The organism is Pseudomonas sp. PS01298 (assembly GCF_029959745.1).
Taxonomy (GTDB): domain Bacteria; phylum Pseudomonadota; class Gammaproteobacteria; order Pseudomonadales; family Pseudomonadaceae; genus Aquipseudomonas; species Aquipseudomonas aylmerensis.
Map to the genome: position 1 here is coordinate 18,087 of NZ_JASCPP010000023.1, position 20,441 is coordinate 38,527.

The window sequence follows — 20,441 nt, forward strand, 5'->3', positions numbered from 1 at the left end:
GTGTTTTCAGCCTTCGCGCAATACGGTCAGAGGGCTGGCATTCAGTGCGCGGCGCGTACCGAAGACCCCGGCCCCGCCGATCAATACCGCACCGATCACCGGCAGCACCAACAACCACGGGTGCGGGTGCCAGGCCAGGTCAAAGGCATAGCGGTACAGCACCCAGGTCACCAGCTCGGTTCCCAGCGCCGCCAGCAACCCGCTGACGGCACCCAGCAAGCCGAACTCGATGCGCCTGGCCTTGACCAGCAGCTTGCGCTCGGCGCCCAGGGCGCGCAGCAGTGCACCTTGGCGGATCCGCTCATCAAGGGTGGCCTGCAGGCCGGAGAACAACACCGCCATTCCGGCCGCCAGCACAAACAGCAGCACGTACTCCACCGCCAGGGTCACCTGCGCCAGGATGCTGCGCAACTGCTCCAGCAGTGCCTCGACCTGCAGGATGGTCACGGCCGGGAAGGCACGTGACAGATCGACAATCTGCTGGTCGTGCCCAGGCGCCAGGTAAAAGCTGGTCAAGTAGGTCGCGGGCAGATCCTTCAGCGTGCCTGGCTGGAAAATCATGAAGAAGTTCGGCTGGAAGTTGTCCCAGTTGATGGTGCGCAGGCTGGTGACCCGCGCTTCACGGTTTTCCCCGCCCACGGTAAACACCAGGTGGTCGTTGAGTTTGAGCTTGAGGCTTTCTGCGACCTTGGCTTCTACCGAGACCCCGGGGATTTCATCAGTGGGTTGCTGCGACCACCAGGTGCCCGCTGTCAGGGCGTTGCCCGGTGGCAGGTCGGCGGCCCAGGTGAGGCTCAAGTCACGTTGCACCGCGCGGTCGCCGCTGGAGTCCTTGCTGACAATCTCCTGCACCGGTTCGCCGTTGATGCTGATCAGCCGGCCCGGCACCACGGGATACAGCGGTGCGGACTGCGCCTGCAGCTCCAGCAGGCGAGCGCCGAACGCGTCTTTGTCGGCCGGAAGGATGTTGAGGGCGAAATAGTTGGGCGCATCCTTGGGCAACTGGTTTTGCCAGGTGTCGAGCAACTCGCCGCGCAGCAGGGCAATCAAACCCATCGACAGCAGGATCAGGCCAAAGGCCAGGGACTGGCCAGCCGCCGCCAGCGGGTGACGCAGCAATTGTCCCAGGCCCAGGCGCCAGGGCAGGGAGGCGCGAGCCAGCAGGCGTCGCAGGCTTTGCAGCAGCAACAGGAGCAGGCCACCGAGTACCAGCGCTGCCACCACGCCACCGCCGAGCAGGGCGAAGGTCAGCACCAGGTCGAGGCTCAAGCGCCACATGATCAGGCCCAGGGCGAACAGGGCTGCGCCGTAGACCATCCAAGTGCTGGAAGGAATCGGCAGCAAGTCGCGACGCAGTACCCGCAGCGGCGGCACCCGACCCAATGCCGCCAGTGGCGGCAGGGCGAAGCCGGCGAGGGCGACCAGCCCGGTGCCGATCCCGGCGATGGCCGGCAGCAGGCCGCCAGGCGGTACGTCCGCCGGCAGCAGATCGTGCAGGAAGTAGAACAGGCCAAACTGCGCGAGCCAGCCGAGCAGGGCGCCGGTCAGGCTCGCCAGCAGGCCCAGTACACTCAACTGCAGGCTGAACAGCAACATCGCTTCACGGCGCGATAACCCCAGGCAGCGTAACAATGCACTGGCGTCGAAGCGGCGGGTGGCGAAACGGTTGGCCGACAAGGCCACGGCGACGCCGGCCAGCAGCACTGCCACCAGGCTTGCCATGTTCAGGTAGCGCTCGGCCTTGCCCAGGGCGCCGCCAATCTGCTGGTTGCCGTCTCGCGAGTCCTGCAGGCGCTGGTTGGCGGCGAGGCCGGGCTTGACCAGGTCGCGATAGGTTTGCAGCGCTGTGCTGCCCTGTGGCCCGCGCCACAGTTCGCGGTAGCTGACGCGGCTGCCGGGCTGGACCACACCGGTGGCATCCAGGTCCGCCAGGTTGATCATCACCCGGGGCGTGAGGCTGTAGAAGTTACCGGCGCGGTCGGGTTCGTAGGTGAGGATGCGGGCCAGGCGCAGGGTCTTCATGCCGACATCGATACTGTCGCCGACCTTGAGGTCGAGTGCAGTCAGCAGCCGCGCCTCCACCCAGGCTTCACCGGGCTTCGGGCCACCTCCCGGGGTTTCATCGCCAAACGGCGCAGCCGCGCTTTTCAGCTCACCGCGCAGCGGGTACCGCTCGTTGACCGCCTTGATGCTGGAGAGCTGGATGCCGTTGTCGGTGGCAATCACGCTGGAGAATTCGACCACCCGGGCGTGATCCAGGCCCAGCTCGGTCCCCGACCGGATTTGTTCGGGCCGCGCCGGCGAGCTGCCTTCAAGCACGAGGTCGGCGCCGAGGAACTCGGTGGCGCGCAGCATCATGGCGCCATTAAGGCGGGCACCGAAGTAGCCAATGGCAGTGCTGGCAGCTACCGCCACCAGCAGGGCGAAGAACAACACGCGCAATTCGCCGGCGCGGGCATCGCGCAGCAATTGGCGCATGGCAAGGCTGAACAGGCGCAACAGCGGCAAACGTGCCATCAAGGCTCCAGGGGCGCGACCATCAGGCCGGCTTCAAGGCGGATCAGGCGTCGGCAACGGTGGGCCAGACGCTCGTCGTGGGTGACCAGCACCAGGGTCGTGCCGCTTTCTTTGTTGAGCTCGAACAGCAGATCGCTGATGCGCTCGCCGGTGTGGCTGTCGAGGTTCCCGGTGGGTTCATCGGCAAACAGCACGTCCGGTTCGGCAGCGAACGCGCGGGCGATCGCCACTCGTTGCTGTTCACCGCCGGACAACTGGCGCGGCGAGTGGGTCAGGCGTTGGCCCAGGCCGACTCGCTCCAGCAAATGGGTGGCGCGCTCGCGGGCGTCTTTGCGGCCGTCCAGCTCCAGCGGCAGCATGACGTTTTCCAGGGCGTTGAGGCTGTCGAGCAACTGGAAGGACTGGAACACGAAGCCCACGTGCTCGGCGCGGATGCGCGCACGCTGGTCTTCGTCGAGGGTGCTGAGGGCTTGCCCGGCGAGCGTGACTTCGCCGCTGCTGGGCAGGTCGAGGCCGGCCAGCAGGCCCAGGAGGGTGGATTTACCGGAGCCGGAAGCACCGACGATAGCCAGGCTATCGCCCTTGTTCAGTTCCAGGCTCAGTTCGTGCAGGATAGTCAGTTCACCTTCCGCGCTGGGAACCACTTTGCTAAGGTTCCGCGCGGTGAGAATGCTTGCGCCCATGGAGAATCCGATGCGAATGTGGTTTTTGAGTGCTGGCCTGGCCTTGATGTGCATGGCCCAGAACGCAGCGGCGGGTACAGTCCTGATCGTTGGCGATAGTATCAGTGCCGGTTTCGGCCTGGATACCAGCAAAGGGTGGGTAGCGTTGCTGGGACAACGGCTCAAGAAGGAAGGTTTCGACGATAAAGTGGTCAACGCTTCCATCAGCGGCGACACCAGTGCCGGAGGCTTGGCGCGCCTGCCGGCGGCGCTTGCAGAGCATAAGCCGGATGTCGTGGTGATCGAGCTTGGCGGCAATGACGGCCTGCGCGGCCAACCGCCTGCGCAATTGAAACAAAATCTTGCGTCGATGATCGATCAGTCCAAGGCCGGCGGCGCGAAGGTGCTGTTGCTGGGCATGCAGTTGCCGCCCAACTACGGCCCGCGCTACACCACGGCATTCGCTGAAGTGTATGGGGCACTGGCTAAGGAAAAAAACGTCCCGCTGGTACCGTTTTTCCTCGAGGGCGTCGGTGGTCATCCCGAGCTGATGCAGGCGGATCAACTGCACCCGGCGGTCGGCGCCCAGGGCAAGTTGCTGGAAAATGTCTGGCCGACGCTAAAACCGCTGCTTTGACGCTTTTCTACCGGCAGGCTTTCGGCTAAGGTGGCGCCCCCCCGATTTGGAGCCCTTGATGTCGCGTCCTGCCTGGTCCCTGTTTAACTACCAACTGATCGAGCCGGACGAGCAGCTGGATCTGTTCGCCTGCCAGGAAGTGCGGGTGCATCTGGTCACGCGGCAATTGGAACTGGGCGGCTCCATCGATCGTACCCTGTGCGGTACGTTACTGCCGGCGCAACCGCGGTGGTCGCTGGTCGATCGCTCGATCTTCCAGGACCAGCGCCTGTGCCCGTTGTGCCGGGCGATTCTGGAGTCCCAGAAGCGCGGCACGCCGCCAATCTGGCCGGAGCTGCGTTTCGAGCTCTAGATGCAGCTGCAAGCTTCACGCTATAAGCTGTAAGCTAGCGGCTGAAAGCTTGTAGCTTGCAGCTTGCAGCTTGTTTTTAACCTACCCGTCGTTCTGCGAAGGATTTTCCGGATGTTGTCGCGCCTTTCCGTCGTCACCTGCTGCCTGTCTCTTGCTGCACTTTGTGCGGCCGGTTCTGCGTCAGCCTTGCAGTTGCCCCTGCCTCCGCCAGGCGAGGACATCGTCGGTCAGGTCCAGGTGATCAAGGCCAAGTACGAAGACACCTTTGCCGACCTGGGCACGACCTATGACCTGGGCTATTCGGAGATGGTCGCGGCCAACCCGGGCGTGGATGCCTGGTTGCCGGGGGCGGGCACTGACATCGTGCTGCCGACGCGTTTCATCCTGCCGCCCGGTCCTCGGGAAGGCATCGTGATCAACCTGGCGGAGTACCGGCTCTATTACTTCCCCAAGGGCCAGGACGTGGTCTACACCTTCCCGCTGGGGATCGGTCGTGAGGGCTGGGGCTCGCCGGTCGCCCACACCACGATTACCGGCAAGATCCCCAACCCGACCTGGACCCCGCCCGCCTCGATCAAGGCTGAGCACGCCGCCAATGGCGATCCGCTGCCCAACGTGGTGCCGGCCGGTCCGGACAATCCTTTGGGGCCGTTCAAGTTCACCCTGGGCACCCCGGGCTACCTGATCCACGGTTCGAACATGAAATTTGGTATCGGCACGCGTACGAGCCACGGTTGCTTCCGCATGTTCAACAACAACGTGCTGGAGATGGCCAGTATGGTGCCGGTGGGTACCTCGGTGCGCATCATCAACGATGCCTACAAATTCGGCAGCAGCGGCGGCAAGGTCTACCTCGAGGCACATACGCCGCTGAACGACGACGGCACGCCTTCGGTGGTCGACAAGCACACGGCGGTGATCAACGCCCTGCTCAAGCGTGAAGACCTGGCTAATAACCTGCGGGTCAACTGGGATCAGGTGCGTGATGTGGTCGCGGCCGAAGACGGCCTGCCCACCGAAATCGGGGTGCCGGGTGCAGCGCCGGTAGCGTCCAGCGCGCCGATCGACCTGCAGCAATAAGCCTGCTCGACCCTGAGCCCGCCACGGCCTTGCGCTGCGGCGGGCTTTTTATTGCGCGGCAATCGAGGCACGAATCGCGGGCAATAAAAAAGCCGACCCAAGAATGGATCGGCTTGATAACAACCCCGAGGGATTATTACTTGCGGCTTGCTTTTTCAAGCATGCGCAGAGCGCGCTCGTTAGCTTCGTCAGCAGTCTGTTGTGCTTTTTGAGCAGCAGCCAGAGCTTCATCAGCTTTACGGTAGGCTTCGTCTGCACGAGCCTGGGAGCGAGCTGCTGCGTCTTCAGTTGCAGTCAGACGAGCTTCGGTTTCTTTGGAGACGCTGCTGCAACCGGTAGCCAGAACTGCGGCCAGAGCCAGAGCAGAGAATTTCAGAACGTTGTTCATCGTGTTCCCCTTCAAGGACTTTCTATTAAATGGCTATTTCCTCAGAGTGAGTTCATAGCCGGCGTACATACTACTCATTACTTGTAGTAAGTAAACTGACGTAGCGCAAGAAGCAAAAAAAATTCTTGTGCCGAATCTATTTTGGCTAATCTTTTGGAGGTTTGTATAAAAACCGTCCAATTTTTTGCAGTCGGGCGAAAATTGGATCCAGGCTGAAAGGGCCGGCCCGCATGTGTTAAGCCTTGTAAACAGATGAAAATTTATATATCGAGGCCGACACTTTCGCGCTGCTTGCCTTTACCGCGCCTGGCATCTTTTACGCATGTAGAGTGACTTTAAGAGCGGCAGTTCGTCTCAAGGTTCAACGGCCGGCAAATGTTCAGGCTATCGGTCACCGGTTGATCGAGGCCCTTTCTATATCCACCCATGGCAAGGATGACGAGTGCGGCTTGAGCAATGGCAGGATTGGTGCCTACTATTCTCTACGTGCTGGTTGTGAGCGCTAAAGGTTTTCTCGTTGTCGAAACCGGCACGGGGTGGCGTAGATGTTCCTTCGCCGGAAAAACATCGGTAAGGTAGGGGTCGCAATCTTAGACCCGCGAGGAGTAGTGATGAGCGAGGCGTTGTCCATCCACCATGACCAGGCTGGTCATCAGTTCGAGACCAATGTGGACGGTCATCGTGCCTATCTGACCTATATGGACCTCGGGAAGCAGACCCTGGACATCTATCGGACCTTCGTGCCCAACGCGCTGCGCGGCCGTGGTATTGCGGCGGCATTGACCGAAGAAGCGCTGAAGTTCGCCGAAGAGGCCGGCTACACGGTGATCCCGTCCTGCTCCTATGTCGAACGCTACATGGAGCGCCACCAGCGCCATGCCGCGAAGCTGTAAGCCACACGCTGCAGCATGAAAAACGCCGGGCTTAGCCCGGCGTTTTTGTGTGCGCTCGATTCAACCGCGCTGTCAGGTGCGTTTGCGCTTGGGCAAGACGTCCTTGAGCTTGGCGTGCATGCTGCGCAGGGTGTTCTCGGTAGCAGCCCAGTCGATGCAGGCATCGGTGATCGACACGCCGTACTGCAAGTCGGCGAGGTCCTTTGGAATCGCCTGGCAGCCCCAGTTCAGGTGACTCTCGACCATCAGGCCGATAATCGACTGGTTGCCTTCGAGGATCTGGTTGGCGACGTTTTCCATGACCAGTGGCTGCAGGGCCGGATCCTTGTTGGAGTTGGCGTGGCTGCAGTCGACCATGATGTTCGGCTTGATCTTGGCCTTGTTCAGGGCCTGCTCGCACAGCGCGACGCTGACCGAGTCATAGTTGGGCTTGCCGTTGCCACCGCGCAGCACCACGTGACCGTAGGCGTTGCCCTTGGTGGTGACGATGGAGACGCCGCCTTCCTGGTTGATGCCCAGGAAGCGGTGAGGGCTGGAGACCGACTGCAGCGCATTGATCGCCACGGTCAGGCCGCCGTCGGTGCCGTTCTTGAAGCCGACGGCCGACGACAGGCCGGACGCCATTTCGCGGTGGGTCTGGGATTCGGTGGTGCGGGCGCCGATGGCCGACCAGCTGATCAGATCCTGCAGGTACTGCGGGGAGATCGGGTCGAGGGCTTCGGTGGCGGTGGGCAGGCCCATTTCCGCCAGGTCCAGCAGCAACTGGCGACCGATGTGCAAGCCGTCCTGGATCTTGAACGAGTCGTCCAGGTACGGGTCGTTGATCAAGCCTTTCCAGCCCACGGTGGTCCGTGGTTTCTCGAAATAGACGCGCATCACCAGGTACAAGGTGTCGGACACTTCCGCTGCCAACACCTTGAGGCGCTCGGCGTACTCATGGGCAGCCTTGAGGTCGTGGATCGAGCAGGGCCCGATCACCACGAAGAGGCGGTGGTCGGTGCCGTCGAGAATGTCACGGATGACTTCGCGGCCCTTGGTGACGGTCTGCAGGGCAGCGTCGCTCAGGGGGATTTCGCGCTTGAGCTGATCGGGAGTGATCAGCGTCTCGTTGGATTCGACGTTAAGGTCATTGATCGGTAAATCAGCCATCGTGTTACTCGCCAGGGTCACGGGTGCCGGCCGCCAGCCATCCCCGTGCGGCGGGCACAGCATGATTTTGAATACAGGGGGGAGGAACCTTAGCGCGTAACACGGGCCCGCGACAATGGGCAAAGCCCGCTTTAATCCCGTGCAGGCCGCACAAATGCTTCATGGGAGAACTCGCTGGCATGGCGCGCCACCCACTCGCGGGCCAGGGCTTCGAGTTGTGCAGGTGTCGGTTCGGCATCTTCGTGCTGGCGGCAGTAGCGTTCCATCCGGCATGCTTGTTCGCCCATGCGCGCGCCAAACAACGCATGCTCATCGGTAAACGAGATGCCGATGCGATAGCCGTTTTCGACCTTGCGGCACCAGGCTACATACCCCGGATACCGGGCGTTGGCGCCCAGGGACGGGATGTGCAGGTCAACGGCTGTGCCCTGGCGCCAGGCGCGTGGCCAATGGCAGGCGATGCCGCCCAGGCCGACCGTGTGCAGGCGCTGGCGGGGGAGGGCAGGAGAGGGACGTTGGATTAACTCGACAGCGACATCATCAGGGTGAGGTAAAAAACGACCCATGTACACGGACTCCGAGCACCGTCCAGTTGACGGCGGTGGCAGCAGTATAGTGAAGGAACTGGAATTGACCGACCTGGATATTGACCAGCAATTGCTGGGATTGCCAGGTATTTCGCTGGTGGTGTTCACCAGCGTCGGGTGTTCCAGTTGCCGTTGGGCGCGCCAGCAGCTACCGGGCTGGTCCCTGCCGATTGACCGCGTGTGCTGGGTGGATGCCGGCCACAACGGCGGCGCGGTCGAACGCTACCAGATCTTTCATTTGCCCGCGTTGTTCGTGGTGTGCGAGGGTCAATTCCTCGGGCAGTTACAGACACGTCTTACACTCACTGACCTTACCGACGCGATCAATCAAGCGCTTACCCGTACTCCAGAGGATCTGCCATGACAGCACAGTCGCCCCGCATTGGCATTATCGGCACCGGCGCCATCGGTGGTTTCTATGGCCTGATGCTGGCGCGCGCCGGTTTCGATGTGCACTTCCTGTTGCGCAGCGAATACGCGGCGGTCAGTGAGCATGGCTTGCGCCTGAACAGCAGCGTGCATGGCCACTTGCACCTGCATCCGGTGCAGGCCTACGCACGGGCCGCCGACATGCCGCCGTGCGACTGGCTGCTGGTGGGCACCAAGTCCACGGGTAACGTTGAGCTGGCCCCGACTATCGCCCAGGTCGCGGCGCCGGATGCCAAGGTGGTGTTGCTGCAGAACGGCCTGGATGTGGAAGATAGCCTGCGTGAACACTTGCCGGCGTCGCTGCATCTGCTGGGTGGGCTCTGCTACATCGGCGTACACCGCTCCGCGCCTGGCGTGGTCGAGCATCAGGCGCTGGGGCGGGTCAACCTCGGGTATCACAGTGGCACCGCGGCCAACGACGATGCCCGTCGGCAGGCGATTGTCGAAGCCGGCGCCGCGTTGTTCCACCAGGCCGGCATCGACTCCCAGGCCATGGCCAATGTGCATCAGGCGCGCTGGCACAAGTTGGTGTGGAACGTGCCTTACAACGGCCTGTCCGTCCTTCTGGGGACCGGCACCACGGCGATGATGGCGGACGAATCCAGCCGCGAGTTGATCCAGGCATTGATGGCCGAAGTGGTGCAGGGCGCCCACGCTTGCGGGCATGAAATCCCCGCCAGTTACGCCGAGCAGATGTTCGCCATGACTGAAACCATGGACGACTACCTGCCGAGCATGTATCACGACCACGTGCATAAACGCCCGCTGGAACTGGCGGCGATCTATGCGCGGCCACTCGCCGCGGCCAAAGCCGCTGGTTGCGAATTGCCACGGATGCAGGCGCTGTATCAGGCCTTGAGTTTTATTGATCGGCATAACCGCTGAGTGAGGAAACACACCATGGCCAAGGGTTTGGGTGACAAGTTGGTGCTGGCGATTTCCTCGCGGGCACTCTTCGACTTGAGTGAAAGCCACAAGGTCTATCTGGCCGAGGGGGTCGAGACCTACCGTCAGTACCAGATCGAACACGAGGAAGAAATCCTCGAGCCCGGCGATGCCTTCCCGCTGGTCAAGAAGCTGCTGAGCCTGAATGCCAGCCTTGGCCGTGCCCGGGTCGAGGTGGTGCTGGTGTCGCGCAACAGTGCCGACACCGGCTTGCGTGTGTTCAACTCCATCCAGCATTACGGCCTGGATATTTCCCGCGCCGCTTTCGTCGGAGGGCGTAGTCCTTATCCTTATTTGGCAGCGTTCGGTTGCCATCTGTTTCTTTCCACCCATGCTGAGGATGTGCGCAGTGCCCTCGATGCGGGGTTTGCGGCAGCGACGATTTTGTCCGGCGGTCCACGCCGTGCCTCCAGTGAGGAATTGCGGATTGCCTTTGACGGCGACGCGGTGTTGTTCTCCGATGAGTCGGAGCGCGTGTACCAGTCCGGCGGGTTGGAAGCGTTCCAGGCCAGCGAACGCGAGTCGGCGCGCCAGCCGTTACATGGCGGTCCGTTCAAGGGGTTCCTGGCCGCGCTGAACCTGTTGCAGCGCGAGTTTGCGGACGAGGACTGCCCGATTCGCACGGCGTTGGTCACTGCGCGTTCGGCGCCGTCCCATGAGCGGGTGATCCGTACCTTGCGCGAGTGGGATATTCGCCTGGACGAGTCGCTGTTCCTGGGTGGGCTGGAGAAATCCGCGTTCCTGGAAGCGTTCGCCGCCGATGTTTTTTTCGATGACCAGGCCGGTCATTGCGAGAAAGCGAGGGAGGTGGTGGCCACCGGGCATGTGCCCCATGGCATCAGTAATGAAGTGAAGAGCTAAGTCAATCCAAGTCGTCCGGGCGCTGCTAAGCTGATTCAATCTCCGCCGTCCTGGCAGTCCAGGAGGTTCTATGATTCGCTCGATGCTCTTTGCCACGGACCTTGGTCTGTACGCGCCTTATGTGATGCAGCATGCGTTGGCGCTGGCGCGGACGTTCAAGGCAGATCTGTACGTGATCCACGTGGTCGAGCCGATCGGGTTGTTCGCCGAATCGGTGTTGCAGAGCTACCTTGATGAGAAGGCCCTGAGTGAATGGCAGAGCCAGGGGCTGACCACGGTGATGGCGACGATCGAGCAGCGGGTGCTGGACAGTTTTCGCGAGGAGTTGGGGGAAGGGGAGCAGGACCTGAAAGTGATTCGCTCGGTACGGGTGATCCAGGGGGATCCGTGCGAGGTCATACTCGATCAATTGCGCAAACTCTCCGTAGACCTGCTGATCGTCGGCAGCCACAGCCACGCGACTTCGGCTGCCACTCCGCTGGGGCGTACCGCAGCTCGGGTGTTGCAGCTGTCTACCGTGCCGGTTTACCTGGTGCCTTCGTTACAACGTCGACGCAGTGATGACGTGTGATGGGTAAATAACGATAAAAAGTTCTAGATTTATCCGTCAAACCTTTAATATAGTTATATACCGTCGCTGATACCCGTGGCGTCTATTTGCTTTGAGGGACACATATGAAGCTTCAACAACTGCGCTACATCTGGGAAGTGGCGCACCACGACCTCAACGTTTCCGCTACCGCTCAAAGCCTCTACACCTCGCAACCCGGTATCAGCAAGCAGATCCGCCTGCTCGAAGACGAGCTGGGCGTCGAAGTGTTCGCGCGCAGCGGCAAGCACCTGACCCGTGTCACCCCGGCGGGTGAGCGCATCATCACCACCGCCGGCGAGATCCTGCGCAAAGTCGAAAGCATCAAGCAGATCGCCCAGGAATTCTCCAACGAGAAGAAGGGCACCCTGTCCATCGCTACCACCCACACCCAGGCGCGTTATGCCTTGCCGCCGGTGATCCGCGATTTCATCAAGCAATACCCTGACGTCGCGCTGCACATGCACCAGGGCTCGCCGATGCAGATCGCCGAAATGGCAGCTGACGGCACCGTCGATTTCGCCATCGCCACTGAAGCCCTGGAGCTGTTCGGTGACCTGGTGATGATGCCGTGCTACCGCTGGAACCGTTGCGTGGTCGTGCCTCAAGGTCACCCGTTGGCCAAGCTGCCGAAGCTGACGCTGGAAGCCCTGGCCGAATACCCGATCGTGACCTACGTGTTTGGTTTCACCGGCCGTTCCAAGCTCGACGAGGCTTTCAGCCATCGCGGCCTCACGCCGAAAGTGGTGTTCACCGCCGCCGACGCCGACGTGATCAAGACTTACGTGCGCCTGGGCCTGGGCGTGGGCATCGTGGCCAAGATGGCCGTCGATACCAACCTCGACAAAGACCTGGTGGTGCTCGATGCCAGCGAGTTGTTCGAGTCCAGCGTGACCAAGATCGGCTTCCGTCGCGGCACGTTCCTGCGCGGCTTCATGTGCGACTTCATCGAAAAATTCGCGCCACACCTGACCCGTGAAGTCATGGCCAAGGCGATCCAGTGCCACAACAAGCAGGAACTGGAAGAACTGTTCGACGGCGTCGAATTGCCGGTTCACTGACATTGCAGGGCTGGCTTGCCGTGGTGAGGGAGCGTGCTCCTTCGCCACTATCAGCTCGCTCCTGCAGGCGTTTATTTGGCCTCGGTCACCGTAAAGTGCTGCCGGGCGCCCGCCACCAGAATCTCCACCTCATCCCCTTCGAATTTGTGCAGCAGGCTCTTGCCCAGCGGCGAGCGCGGGGTGATGACGGTCACCGGTTGCCCGACCACATCCACTTTCAAACCCGCCGCGTCCGGCGCCAGGAACAGCCACTGCTGGCGACCGTGCTCGTCTTCCAACCCGAGTAGCGCGCCGATTTCTATACCGCGCTGATCATCATAAGCACGCAACGGCATGCTCTGGCACAGCGCCAGCGCCTGCTTGATTTCCTCGACCCGTTTGGCTTGGCCCGCCGCGAGGTAGGACGCCTCGAGGCCCAGGGTGTCGTATTTGTTTTCGGCGATGTTTTCTTCGTGGGTCGCGGTTTCGTAGGCGGTCTGCGCGGCGCGTTGGGCAATGTCGAGATCGACGCTGAGCTTCTCCAGCACAAGCTGGTGGACGGCGTGTTTATTCATGGCTGTGCTTGATCATTCGCAAAACTGCAGGACATTTGCCCGGCTCTTTTCATTGGGCGCGTTCTGGTCCTGTTGCAGCCAGAACTGGCACTTGGGGTTGGACAGGTTGCGCGCGTTGGTGCGGGCCTGATCCAGGCTTTGCTGTTGCTCTTGCTTCTGCAGGTTCTGTTGATACTGCTCGAACATTCGGTTCGGCGGCTCCGGCGCAGCCACTGCCGGTTTACCCAGTTGCTGGACGGCTTGGGCCACGGGCGCCAGGGTTTGCGGGAAGAGGTAGCGCGATGCCAGCCAACTGGTCAGCACAATGGCGATAAACCCCAGCCACACCCCCAGGGCGATGGCGAACGTAAGCTTGGGCAGCGACAACGATTGATCCGACATGATGGCCTCCTGGCAGGCAATTGCGGCGTGGCGGCGATTGTCGCACAGCCGCTGTGCAGAATAATCGCGATCAAGCCTTCTGCATCAGGGCATTTATGCGGACAATCGGGCCTTTGATCGTAGGAGCCCGGAATGAAAGCCCGCTGGGATATTTTTTGCAGCGTCGTCGACAATTACGGCGACATCGGCGTGACCTGGCGCCTGGCCCGGCAATTGGTGGTGGAGCACGCCTGTAACGTGCGTTTGTGGGTCGACGACCTGCGGGCCTTCGAGCGCATGTGCCCGGAAATCGATGTGCACCTGGACGAGCAATGGCAAGAGGGCGTGGAAGTGCGCTTCTGGCCGACCGAATGGCGGGACACGGCCTCCGCCGATGTAGTCATCGCCGCGTTCGCCTGCCAGTTGCCGCCCGAGTACATGGAAGCCATGGCCGCAAGCGCGCGTGCGCCCTTGTGGATGAACCTGGACTACCTCAGCGCCGAAGAGTGGGTGGTGGGTTGTCATCGCCTGCCGTCAGTGAAGTTCAAGGGGGTGCAGAAGTACTTCTTTTTCCCGGGCTTCCGACCGGGCACCGGTGGGCTGCTGCGCGAGGCTGGATTGCTGGAGCAGCGCCAGGCGTTTCAGCAGGACGCAGCTGCACAGCGCCAGTTCCTGCAGGCCCTGGGCGTATTTGCGACAGAGGGAGCACGCCTGATTTCATTGTTCGCCTACGAAAATGCCGGGCTGGGCCGTTGGCTGGATGTGTTGTCGAGCGACGTGCGGCCCACGCACCTGTTGGTCCCGGAAGGGCGCATCCTCGGTGATGTGCAGCGCTGGCTTGGCGTGGAGGGCCTGGTGGCGGGGGACGTGCATCAGCGCGACGCCCTGACCGTGCAGGTGCTGCCGTTCGTGCGCCAGGAGCAATATGACCGCCTGCTCTGGTGCTGCGACTTCAATGCGGTGCGCGGCGAAGACTCGTTCGTGCGTGCCCAGTGGGCCGGGCGGCCGCTGTTGTGGCACATCTATCGGCAGGACGAAGACATCCACCTCGACAAGCTCGATGCCTTCCTCGCGCTGTACACCGCGGCTTTATCACCGGCTGCCAGCGCTGCATTGATCGCCCTCTGGCAGGCCTGGAACACTGATGGCGATATGGCACAAGCGTGGAAAATGCTGCTGGAGCACTGGCCGGAGGTGAACCAGCATGCGCAGACGTGGTGTCTGGAACAAGGCTTGCAGGCCGATCTTGCGACGGCGCTGGTACAGTTTTATGAAAGTTGGATATGATACGCGACCTTGATTTTTGTAAATCCCATCCAAATTTCGGATATACGCAATGAAAACTGGTAAAGAACTGAAACCCGGTACAGTGATCCGTCTCGAAAACGACCCTTGGCTGGTTCAGAAAGCTGAGTTCACCAAGTCTGGTCGTAACAGCGCAATCATGAAGACCAAGCTGAAGAACCTGCTGACCGGTTACAAGACCGAGATCGTCTACAGCGCCGATGACAAACTGGACGACGTGATCCTCGACCGCAAAGAAGCGACCCTGTCCTTCATCAGCGGCGACACCTACACGTTCATGGACACCACCGACTACACCATGTACGAGCTGAACGCTGAAGATATCGAAGCCGTTCTGCCGTTCATCGAAGAAGGCATGGAAGACGTCTGCGAAGCTATTTTCTTCGAAGAGCGCCTGGTTTCCGTAGAGCTGCCGACCACTATCGTGCGTAAGGTTGCCTACACCGAAGGTTCTGCTCGCGGCGACACTTCGGGCAAGGTAATGAAGCCAGCCAAGCTGAGCAACGGTACCGAACTGCAAGTAGCCGATTTCATCGAAATCGACGACCTGATCGAGATCGACACCCGCGAAGGTGGTTCGTACAAAGGCCGCGCCAAGAAGTAATTCTGGCTCGCCAACAAAAAACCCGACTTAGCGTCGGGTTTTTTTATGCGCGGCTGTTTATCAGACGGCAACGTGCAGGCGTACTTCGACATTGCCACGGGTGGCGTTGGAGTACGGGCACACCTGGTGGGCGGCATCGACCAGGCTTTGCGCCTCGTCCTGGGCCAGGCCCGGCAGGCTGATATGCAGGTCGATATCCAGGCCGAAACCACCGGGGATCTGGCCGATGCCGACGTGGGCAGTGATCGAGGCGTCATCCGGGATTTTGCGTTTAGTCTGGCTGGCGACGAATTTCAGTGCGCCGATGAAGCAGGCCGAATAGCCGGCGGCGAACAGTTGCTCAGGGTTGGTGGCCTGGCCACCGGCACCGCCCAATTCCTTGGGGGTGGAGAGTTTGACGTCGAGGATGTTGTCGCTGGAGACAGCGCGACCATCACGGCCGCCGGTGGCGGTGGCTACTGCGGTATAGAGCGTTTGCATGGTGTCGTCCTCTTGGTTTTTAGCGCTAAATGTTTGCGCGCTAAGTAGTTGGTGAAGCGAATGTATAGCGCTAATGTTTAGCGCGCAAGATAAATTTTAAAAATTTTCGCCTCGATGCACAAACGGTAGGAGCCGGCTTGCCGGCAAGCCGGCTCCTACAAGGGGGAAGTGGGGTTAGACGCTGGCTTGCAAATGACTGCGCAAGGCAATCAGGTCAGCCTGCAGCTTGAGCAACTGTTCCAGCTCCAGTCCGCTGGCGCCCAGGATGCACTGCGGAATGCCCATGGCCTTGTCCTGCAGGGCGCGGCCGGCGGGGGTCAACTCGACGACGACGACCCGTTCATCTTCGCGGCTACGGGTCCGGCTGAGCAGGCCTTCAGCCTCCAGGCGCTTGAGCAGGGGCGTGAGCGAGCCTGGATCAGTCAGCAGGCGGCTGCTGATTTCGCCGACGGTCAAGCCATCTTCTTCCCACAGCACCATCATGGCCAGGTACTGCGGGTAGGTCAGGCCGAGGGCTTGCAGCAGGGGTTTGTAGACCTTGGTCATCAGCAGCGAGGTCGAGTGCAGGGCGAAGCACAGCTGGTTATCCAGCATCAGGGACTCGCAGGGATCAGGGTTTTTGCTCATGGCGGTGCCTCAAAAAAGCGTATCTGGCCTGGAATCTAGCGGGCAAATCTTTAATGCGCCAGATAATTCTGTCCGGGTGGTCAGACAAGCCCGCTCTGCAGCGCCAGATCCCAGGGCGGCACCGGGCTGAAGCGCGATTTCAGGTATTCCAGCAACAACCGGCTGCGGGCATTCGCCTGCTGTTCCAGGCGCAAGGCGTAAATCCCGGTGGTTTCCGGGCTGGGCAGGCCATCCTCGCAAAACAGTGGCAACAGTTCGCCGCGTACCAGGTATTCACTGGCCAGCCAGGTCGGCAAGTGAGCGATCCCCAGCCCGGCGAGGGCGCCGGACAGCAGCGCTTCGGCGTTGTTGGCGCTCATGCGGATGCGCTGCGGACGATAGGTGGCGCGGCGCCCATCCAGCTCGAAGCGCCATGCGAACATGGGGGCCAGGCCGTCCCAATCCAGGCCGTCATGCTCGCTCAGTTCGCGCGGATGAGTGGGCGTGCCACGGCTCTTCAGGTAGGCCGGGCTGGCACAGGCAATGCGCACGATGCTGGCCAGCGGCGTGGCGATCAGGCGGGTATCGACGATATGCCCGGCGCGCAATACCAGGTCGACCTTGCCCAAGTGGGCACCCTGCATGTCGACAAAGCTGTCGATCAAATGCAGGTGCACATCGAGCCCCGGGTACACGTTGAGGAAATCCGCAATCACCGGCGCCAGGTGCCGTCGGCCAAATGCTGCGGGCGCATCCACGCGAATCAGGCCTTCTGGCGCATGGCTCAGGGACACCGCCTCGGCGCGCGCCAGTTGCAACTCGCTGACAATCCGCCGCGCCCGCTCGGCAAACGCCAGGCCGGCGGGCGTCGGCACCACGGCGTGGGTGCTGCGCTGGAACAGGCGACTGCCCACCGAGCTTTCCAGGCTGTCGATGCGCCGAGCCACCGCCGAGGGTGTCAGCGGATGACGGCGGGCGGCGGCGGAGAAGCTGCCGGTTTCCAGGACATCCAGAAACAGGCCGAGCTGATCGGTAAGAGTGTTGGGGTTCATAGGCGTACGCTTATGCGAAATTGGCACAGCCATTGTGCGTTGCTGTGCGTTTCCGTGCCAGGGGCGACTGCGTAGCATGCACGGCTTGGAATGGGGGAGTAGCGAACGGTGTTGGATCTAGCGATGTACCTGATATTGGGCGCGGCCCTCGGCACGGTGGGCGGCCTGTTCGGGATTGGGGGTGGCTTGATCGCTATCCCGGTACTTGGCGTGTTGTTCGGCCTCGATCAGCAACTTGCCCAGGGCACGGCGCTGGTGATGGTGGTGCCCAACGTGATGCTGGCGCTGTGGCGTTATCACCAGCGCAACCGTATCGAATTGAGGCATGCGCTGCCCTTGGGCGTGATGGGCTTCAGCTTCGCCTGGCTCGGCTCGATCTGGGCGGTGGGGCTGGACGCAGGCGCCATGCGCATCGGCTTTATCGCATTCCTGCTGACGCTGTCGGCCTACAACCTGCTGCGCATGTTCACACGCAACGCGCCGCCCACCGCGCAAATGCGTTATTCCTGGCCGTGGCTTGGCGTCTTGGGCGCAGCTTCCGGCTCCATGGGCGGGCTGTTTGGCGTCGGGGGCGCGGTGGTTGCTACCCCGGTGCTGACCAGCCTGTTCGGCACTACCCAAGTGGTCGCCCAAGGCCTGTCCCTGGCCCTGGCGCTGCCCAGCACCAGCGTGACGCTGGTCACCTACGCCTGGCACCACGAAGTGGACTGGATGATCGGCGTGCCGCTGGCCGTTGGCGGAATGCTCAGTATCAGTTGGGGCGTGAAAGTGGCCCATGCGCTGCCGGAGCGTGTACTGCGCGGCCTGTTTTGCGGCTTCCTGGTGGTCTGCGCGGTGATGCTGACGTTTAAAGTTTGAAACCTTCGATGATGTAGTCGGCCAGGCAATCGGTAATCGGCGAGGCCAGCAATGGGTTGCGCAGCAGGCGCAGATTCATCGAGGGCAATGGGGGGAAGCCGTCCTCGCTGCCGAGTATGCACAGGTCCGGGGTCACCAGGCTTTCCATGCTGACCATGGCCGCCAGGCCCGCGCTGACAACGGCCTGGATCGCCGCCCCGTTGGAGCTGTGGTAGGCCAGGCGATAATTGCGCTCGGCCGAATCGAGTGCCGCCAGGGCCCATTGCGTGTAGAGGCAGTCGCCACCGGGAATCGCCAGGGGCAGGGCATCGTGCTCGTCCACGCAAAAGCACGGCGCCGCCGCCCACACCATGCGTTCAGTGCGCAACAGCTCACCGACATCATTGCCCGGCTCGCGGCTGATAACGGTCAGCGCCAGGTCCCGTCGCTGCATCAACACGCTTGATCCCTCGCAGTGCATCTCGATCTGGATCAGCGGGTAGGCCTTGGAAAACTGTTTGAGAATGCCCGGCAGGAAGCGCATCACGTAGTCATCCGGCGTGCCGATGCGCACCAAGCCGACCATGTGGGGCTCGCGCAAGGTATTGAACACCTCGCTGTGCAGCTTGAGGATGCGTCGCGCGTAGCCCAACAGTACCTGACCCTCGGGCGTCAGCCGGACCTGACGCCCGTCGCGCTCGAACAGCTTGCGTTGCAGTACGTCTTCTTCCAGGCGTTTCATCTGCATGCTCACCGCTGATTGGGTGCGGTTGACCAATTCGCCGGCGCGGGTAAAACCGCCCTGGTCGGCAATGGCGACGAAGGTACGCAGCACTTCGGTGTCGATGCTCGGGTAGCCGGACAATTGATCAATCTCTGAGATGTATTGCATAAGAAACATTCGTTGGATTGATCATAAGGCCAAGCACACACTCGCGTCATCCCCACTGGAGGGCGAGAAGATGAAAGGTCAAAGAGGCTTTGTGTTACTGGCGAAACGTCCGTTTTCCGGGCTGTTCCATAAGGTTGTGCGGTGGCAGGCGCTGCATGCGGAGCGCCAGACACTGGCAGCCTTGAGTGATGATGCGCTCAAGGATATCGGGCTTAACCGCGGCGACGTCGAGCAGGATCGCCACCTGCATTTCTGGCAAGACCCGCTGCGAAAATGATGCGGGATGCAGTAGGGTAGTCGGCGCGCCCATATGGAGATTCGCATGCCCGCCGACCTGTCTTTTTCACTCAAGCAAGCTCGACGCCTGGCGCTGGCCGCCCAAGGTTTTTCCGGGCGCCAGGCGCCTGCACTGATCAAGGCCGCTCACATCAACCGCCTGGTCGAACGCCTGGGTGTGTTGCAGATCGATTCGGTGAATGCCGTGGTGCGTTCTCACTACCTGCCACTGTTTTCCCGCTTGGGCACTTACTCCCCGTTGATCCTCGAACAGGCGGCCTGGAGCCAGGGGCGCCGGCGTTCGCTGTTCGAATATTGGGGGCATGAGGCCTCGCTGCTGCCGATGGCGTTGTACCCGTTGATGCGCTGGCGCATGCAGCGGGCGCAGCAAGGGCAGGGCATTTATTCGCAAATGGCGCGTTTTGGCCGTGAGCAGCAGGCGGTCATTCAACGCGTACTGAAGACCGTGGAGCAGCAGGGTGCGCTGGGCGCGGGGAGTCTGTCGACTCGCGAGGAGCGCGCCGGCCCCTGGTGGGACTGGAGCGAGGAAAAACACGCGCTCGAATGGCTGTTTGCTGCGGGGCTGGTCACCGTGGCCGGGCGACGTGGGTTCGAGCGGCTCTACGATTTGCCGGAACGGGTGATCCCCGGCGAGATCCTGCTGACAACGGTGGGCGAAGCCGAGGCCCAGCGCGGCTTGTTGTTGCACAGCGCGACTGCACTTGGCGTCGCTACCGAAAAAGACCTGCGCGATTACTTCCGCCTCGACCCTGCCGACAGTCGCAATCGCCTGGCCGAACTCGTGGAGGACGGGCAGTTGCAGGTGTGCCAGGTGCAAGGTTGGAAGCAACCGGCGTACTGTCTGCCCGCGCCGAAAGTGCCACGCAAGGTGCCGGCCAGCGCATTGCTGTCGCCGTTTGATTCGCTGGTCTGGGAGCGCGCGCGTACCGAGCGCCTGTTCGATTTTCGCTATCGGCTGGAGATCTATACCCCGCAAGACAAGCGGGTCTATGGCTACTACGTGCTGCCGTTCCTGCACAACGAACGCATCGCCGCGCGCATCGACTTGCGCGCCGAACGTGCCAACGGGCGGCTGGCTGTACATGCGGTGCACGAAGAAGAACCGGGGCTGGATGAAGAGGGGATGCTGGCGCTGGCCGTGAACCTTCGACAGATGGCCGACTGGCTGGGGCTGGAACAGATCCAGCTCAATTGCCAGCGGCCAAGTGCCGACAGGTTGCGGGCGGCGATGATCAGTCGGGACAGGCTTGTTTAGAGCCCCATCGCGGGCACTTGTGGGAGCCGGGCTTGCGCGCGATGGCGTC

General features: G+C 61.8%; 25 protein-coding genes. 14 read left to right on the top strand and 11 right to left on the bottom strand.

Translation table 11 applies throughout. The annotated features are described in order from the left end of the window. Positions 1–6 precede the first annotated feature (6 nt). Positions 7–2,517 (bottom strand): ABC transporter permease, encoded by a 2,511-nt coding sequence (locus QMX97_RS11160; protein WP_282396938.1) that lies wholly within the window; start codon positions 2,515–2,517, stop codon positions 7–9. Beyond that, positions 2,517–3,200 carry an ABC transporter ATP-binding protein gene (locus QMX97_RS11165; RefSeq protein ID WP_065901727.1) on the bottom strand — a complete coding sequence of 228 codons (684 nt, stop codon included), beginning with the start codon at positions 3,198–3,200 and terminating at the stop codon, positions 2,517–2,519. Before QMX97_RS11165 ends, QMX97_RS11160 begins: the two co-directional genes overlap by 1 nt. 10 nt (positions 3,201–3,210) lie before the next feature. On the opposite strand from QMX97_RS11165, the gene QMX97_RS11170 reads away from it, so the two are divergent. From QMX97_RS11170 to QMX97_RS11180, 3 genes are all read left to right on the top strand, one after another. After that, positions 3,211–3,816, top strand: coding sequence for an arylesterase (locus tag QMX97_RS11170; protein ID WP_065901725.1), 606 nt, complete (start codon positions 3,211–3,213; stop codon positions 3,814–3,816). A gap of 58 nt (positions 3,817–3,874) precedes the next feature. After that, the gene (locus QMX97_RS11175; protein ID WP_003172705.1) at positions 3,875–4,168 is read left to right on the top strand and encodes a hypothetical protein; all 294 of its coding nucleotides are present in this window, start codon (positions 3,875–3,877) and stop codon (positions 4,166–4,168) included. Between the two features lie 111 nt (positions 4,169–4,279). Then, the gene (locus QMX97_RS11180; protein WP_065901724.1) at positions 4,280–5,248 is read left to right on the top strand and encodes a L,D-transpeptidase family protein; all 969 of its coding nucleotides are present in this window, start codon (positions 4,280–4,282) and stop codon (positions 5,246–5,248) included. Positions 5,249–5,384: 136 nt separating this feature from the next. Here the strand turns inward: QMX97_RS11180 and oprI are convergent, their stop codons facing one another. Beyond that, positions 5,385–5,636: an outer membrane lipoprotei OprI gene (gene oprI, locus QMX97_RS11185; protein ID WP_003172710.1), complete on the bottom strand. Its 252-nt coding sequence runs from the start codon at positions 5,634–5,636 to the stop codon at positions 5,385–5,387. Positions 5,637–6,247: 611 nt separating this feature from the next. Between oprI and QMX97_RS11190 the strand changes: the two genes are divergently transcribed. Continuing rightward, positions 6,248–6,529 carry a GNAT family N-acetyltransferase gene (locus tag QMX97_RS11190; protein WP_003189869.1) on the top strand — a complete coding sequence of 94 codons (282 nt, stop codon included), beginning with the start codon at positions 6,248–6,250 and terminating at the stop codon, positions 6,527–6,529. Between the two features lie 72 nt (positions 6,530–6,601). On the opposite strand, the gene QMX97_RS11195 is transcribed toward QMX97_RS11190, so the two are convergent. Continuing rightward, positions 6,602–7,678 (bottom strand): 3-deoxy-7-phosphoheptulonate synthase, encoded by a 1,077-nt coding sequence (locus QMX97_RS11195; protein WP_016975370.1) that lies wholly within the window; start codon positions 7,676–7,678, stop codon positions 6,602–6,604. 131 nt (positions 7,679–7,809) lie between these two features. Continuing rightward, positions 7,810–8,244 (bottom strand): PilZ domain-containing protein, encoded by a 435-nt coding sequence (locus tag QMX97_RS11200; RefSeq protein ID WP_106804747.1) that lies wholly within the window; start codon positions 8,242–8,244, stop codon positions 7,810–7,812. On the opposite strand from QMX97_RS11200, the gene QMX97_RS11205 reads away from it, so the two are divergent. From QMX97_RS11205 to cysB, 5 genes are all read left to right on the top strand, one after another. Continuing rightward, the gene (locus tag QMX97_RS11205; RefSeq protein WP_065901722.1) at positions 8,243–8,629 is read left to right on the top strand and encodes a thioredoxin; all 387 of its coding nucleotides are present in this window, start codon (positions 8,243–8,245) and stop codon (positions 8,627–8,629) included. The genes QMX97_RS11200 and QMX97_RS11205 overlap by 2 nt on opposite strands. Continuing rightward, entirely contained in the window at positions 8,626–9,579 is a 954-nt protein-coding gene (locus tag QMX97_RS11210; RefSeq protein WP_120447959.1) for a putative 2-dehydropantoate 2-reductase, read from the top strand. Before QMX97_RS11205 ends, QMX97_RS11210 begins: the two co-directional genes overlap by 4 nt. 15 nt (positions 9,580–9,594) lie before the next feature. Then, entirely contained in the window at positions 9,595–10,500 is a 906-nt protein-coding gene (locus QMX97_RS11215; protein WP_201143802.1) for a 5'-nucleotidase, read from the top strand. Between the two features lie 70 nt (positions 10,501–10,570). Beyond that, positions 10,571–11,071 (top strand): universal stress protein, encoded by a 501-nt coding sequence (locus tag QMX97_RS11220; RefSeq protein WP_065901717.1) that lies wholly within the window; start codon positions 10,571–10,573, stop codon positions 11,069–11,071. Positions 11,072–11,175: 104 nt separating this feature from the next. Then, a complete protein-coding gene (gene cysB, locus QMX97_RS11225; protein ID WP_003189876.1) occupies positions 11,176–12,150 on the top strand; it encodes an HTH-type transcriptional regulator CysB in 975 nt (324 codons plus the stop codon). 71 nt (positions 12,151–12,221) lie between these two features. Here cysB and QMX97_RS11230 read toward each other — a convergent pair whose 3' ends face one another. Together QMX97_RS11230 and QMX97_RS11235 are read right to left on the bottom strand one after the other, a co-directional pair. Then, entirely contained in the window at positions 12,222–12,704 is a 483-nt protein-coding gene (locus QMX97_RS11230) for a GreA/GreB family elongation factor (protein WP_065901715.1), read from the bottom strand. Positions 12,705–12,716: 12 nt separating this feature from the next. Continuing rightward, entirely contained in the window at positions 12,717–13,085 is a 369-nt protein-coding gene (locus tag QMX97_RS11235; RefSeq protein ID WP_282396939.1) for a hypothetical protein, read from the bottom strand. A 132-nt stretch (positions 13,086–13,217) separates the two neighbouring features. Here QMX97_RS11235 and earP point away from each other — a divergent pair, with 132 nt between their 5' ends. After that, positions 13,218–14,351 carry an elongation factor P maturation arginine rhamnosyltransferase EarP gene (gene earP, locus QMX97_RS11240; RefSeq protein ID WP_282396940.1) on the top strand — a complete coding sequence of 378 codons (1,134 nt, stop codon included), beginning with the start codon at positions 13,218–13,220 and terminating at the stop codon, positions 14,349–14,351. 49 nt (positions 14,352–14,400) lie between these two features. Beyond that, entirely contained in the window at positions 14,401–14,973 is a 573-nt protein-coding gene (locus QMX97_RS11245; protein ID WP_003172723.1) for an elongation factor P, read from the top strand. Positions 14,974–15,033: 60 nt separating this feature from the next. Here the strand turns inward: QMX97_RS11245 and QMX97_RS11250 are convergent, their stop codons facing one another. From QMX97_RS11250 to QMX97_RS11260, 3 genes are all read right to left on the bottom strand, one after another. Next, complete coding sequence (locus QMX97_RS11250; protein WP_106804741.1) at positions 15,034–15,453, bottom strand: organic hydroperoxide resistance protein; 420 nt, start codon at positions 15,451–15,453, stop codon at positions 15,034–15,036. Positions 15,454–15,627: 174 nt separating this feature from the next. Next, positions 15,628–16,080 (bottom strand): MarR family transcriptional regulator, encoded by a 453-nt coding sequence (locus QMX97_RS11255; protein ID WP_213550980.1) that lies wholly within the window; start codon positions 16,078–16,080, stop codon positions 15,628–15,630. Between the two features lie 80 nt (positions 16,081–16,160). Beyond that, the gene (locus tag QMX97_RS11260; protein ID WP_106804740.1) at positions 16,161–17,111 is read right to left on the bottom strand and encodes a LysR family transcriptional regulator; all 951 of its coding nucleotides are present in this window, start codon (positions 17,109–17,111) and stop codon (positions 16,161–16,163) included. A gap of 108 nt (positions 17,112–17,219) precedes the next feature. Between QMX97_RS11260 and QMX97_RS11265 the strand changes: the two genes are divergently transcribed. Further along, positions 17,220–17,969 carry a sulfite exporter TauE/SafE family protein gene (locus QMX97_RS11265; RefSeq protein WP_065901703.1) on the top strand — a complete coding sequence of 250 codons (750 nt, stop codon included), beginning with the start codon at positions 17,220–17,222 and terminating at the stop codon, positions 17,967–17,969. Here the strand turns inward: QMX97_RS11265 and QMX97_RS11270 are convergent. After that, the gene (locus QMX97_RS11270) at positions 17,959–18,840 is read right to left on the bottom strand and encodes a LysR family transcriptional regulator (protein ID WP_120447963.1); all 882 of its coding nucleotides are present in this window, start codon (positions 18,838–18,840) and stop codon (positions 17,959–17,961) included. The genes QMX97_RS11265 and QMX97_RS11270 overlap by 11 nt on opposite strands. Positions 18,841–18,910: 70 nt before the next feature. Between QMX97_RS11270 and QMX97_RS11275 the strand changes: the two genes are divergently transcribed. Both QMX97_RS11275 and QMX97_RS11280 read left to right on the top strand, forming a co-directional pair. After that, on the top strand, positions 18,911–19,117 hold the full coding sequence (locus QMX97_RS11275; protein WP_065901701.1) for a DUF1127 domain-containing protein: 207 nt from the start codon (positions 18,911–18,913) through the stop codon (positions 19,115–19,117). A gap of 45 nt (positions 19,118–19,162) precedes the next feature. Beyond that, positions 19,163–20,392 (top strand): winged helix-turn-helix domain-containing protein, encoded by a 1,230-nt coding sequence (locus tag QMX97_RS11280; protein ID WP_282396941.1) that lies wholly within the window; start codon positions 19,163–19,165, stop codon positions 20,390–20,392. The last annotated feature ends 49 nt before the right edge of the window (positions 20,393–20,441 follow it).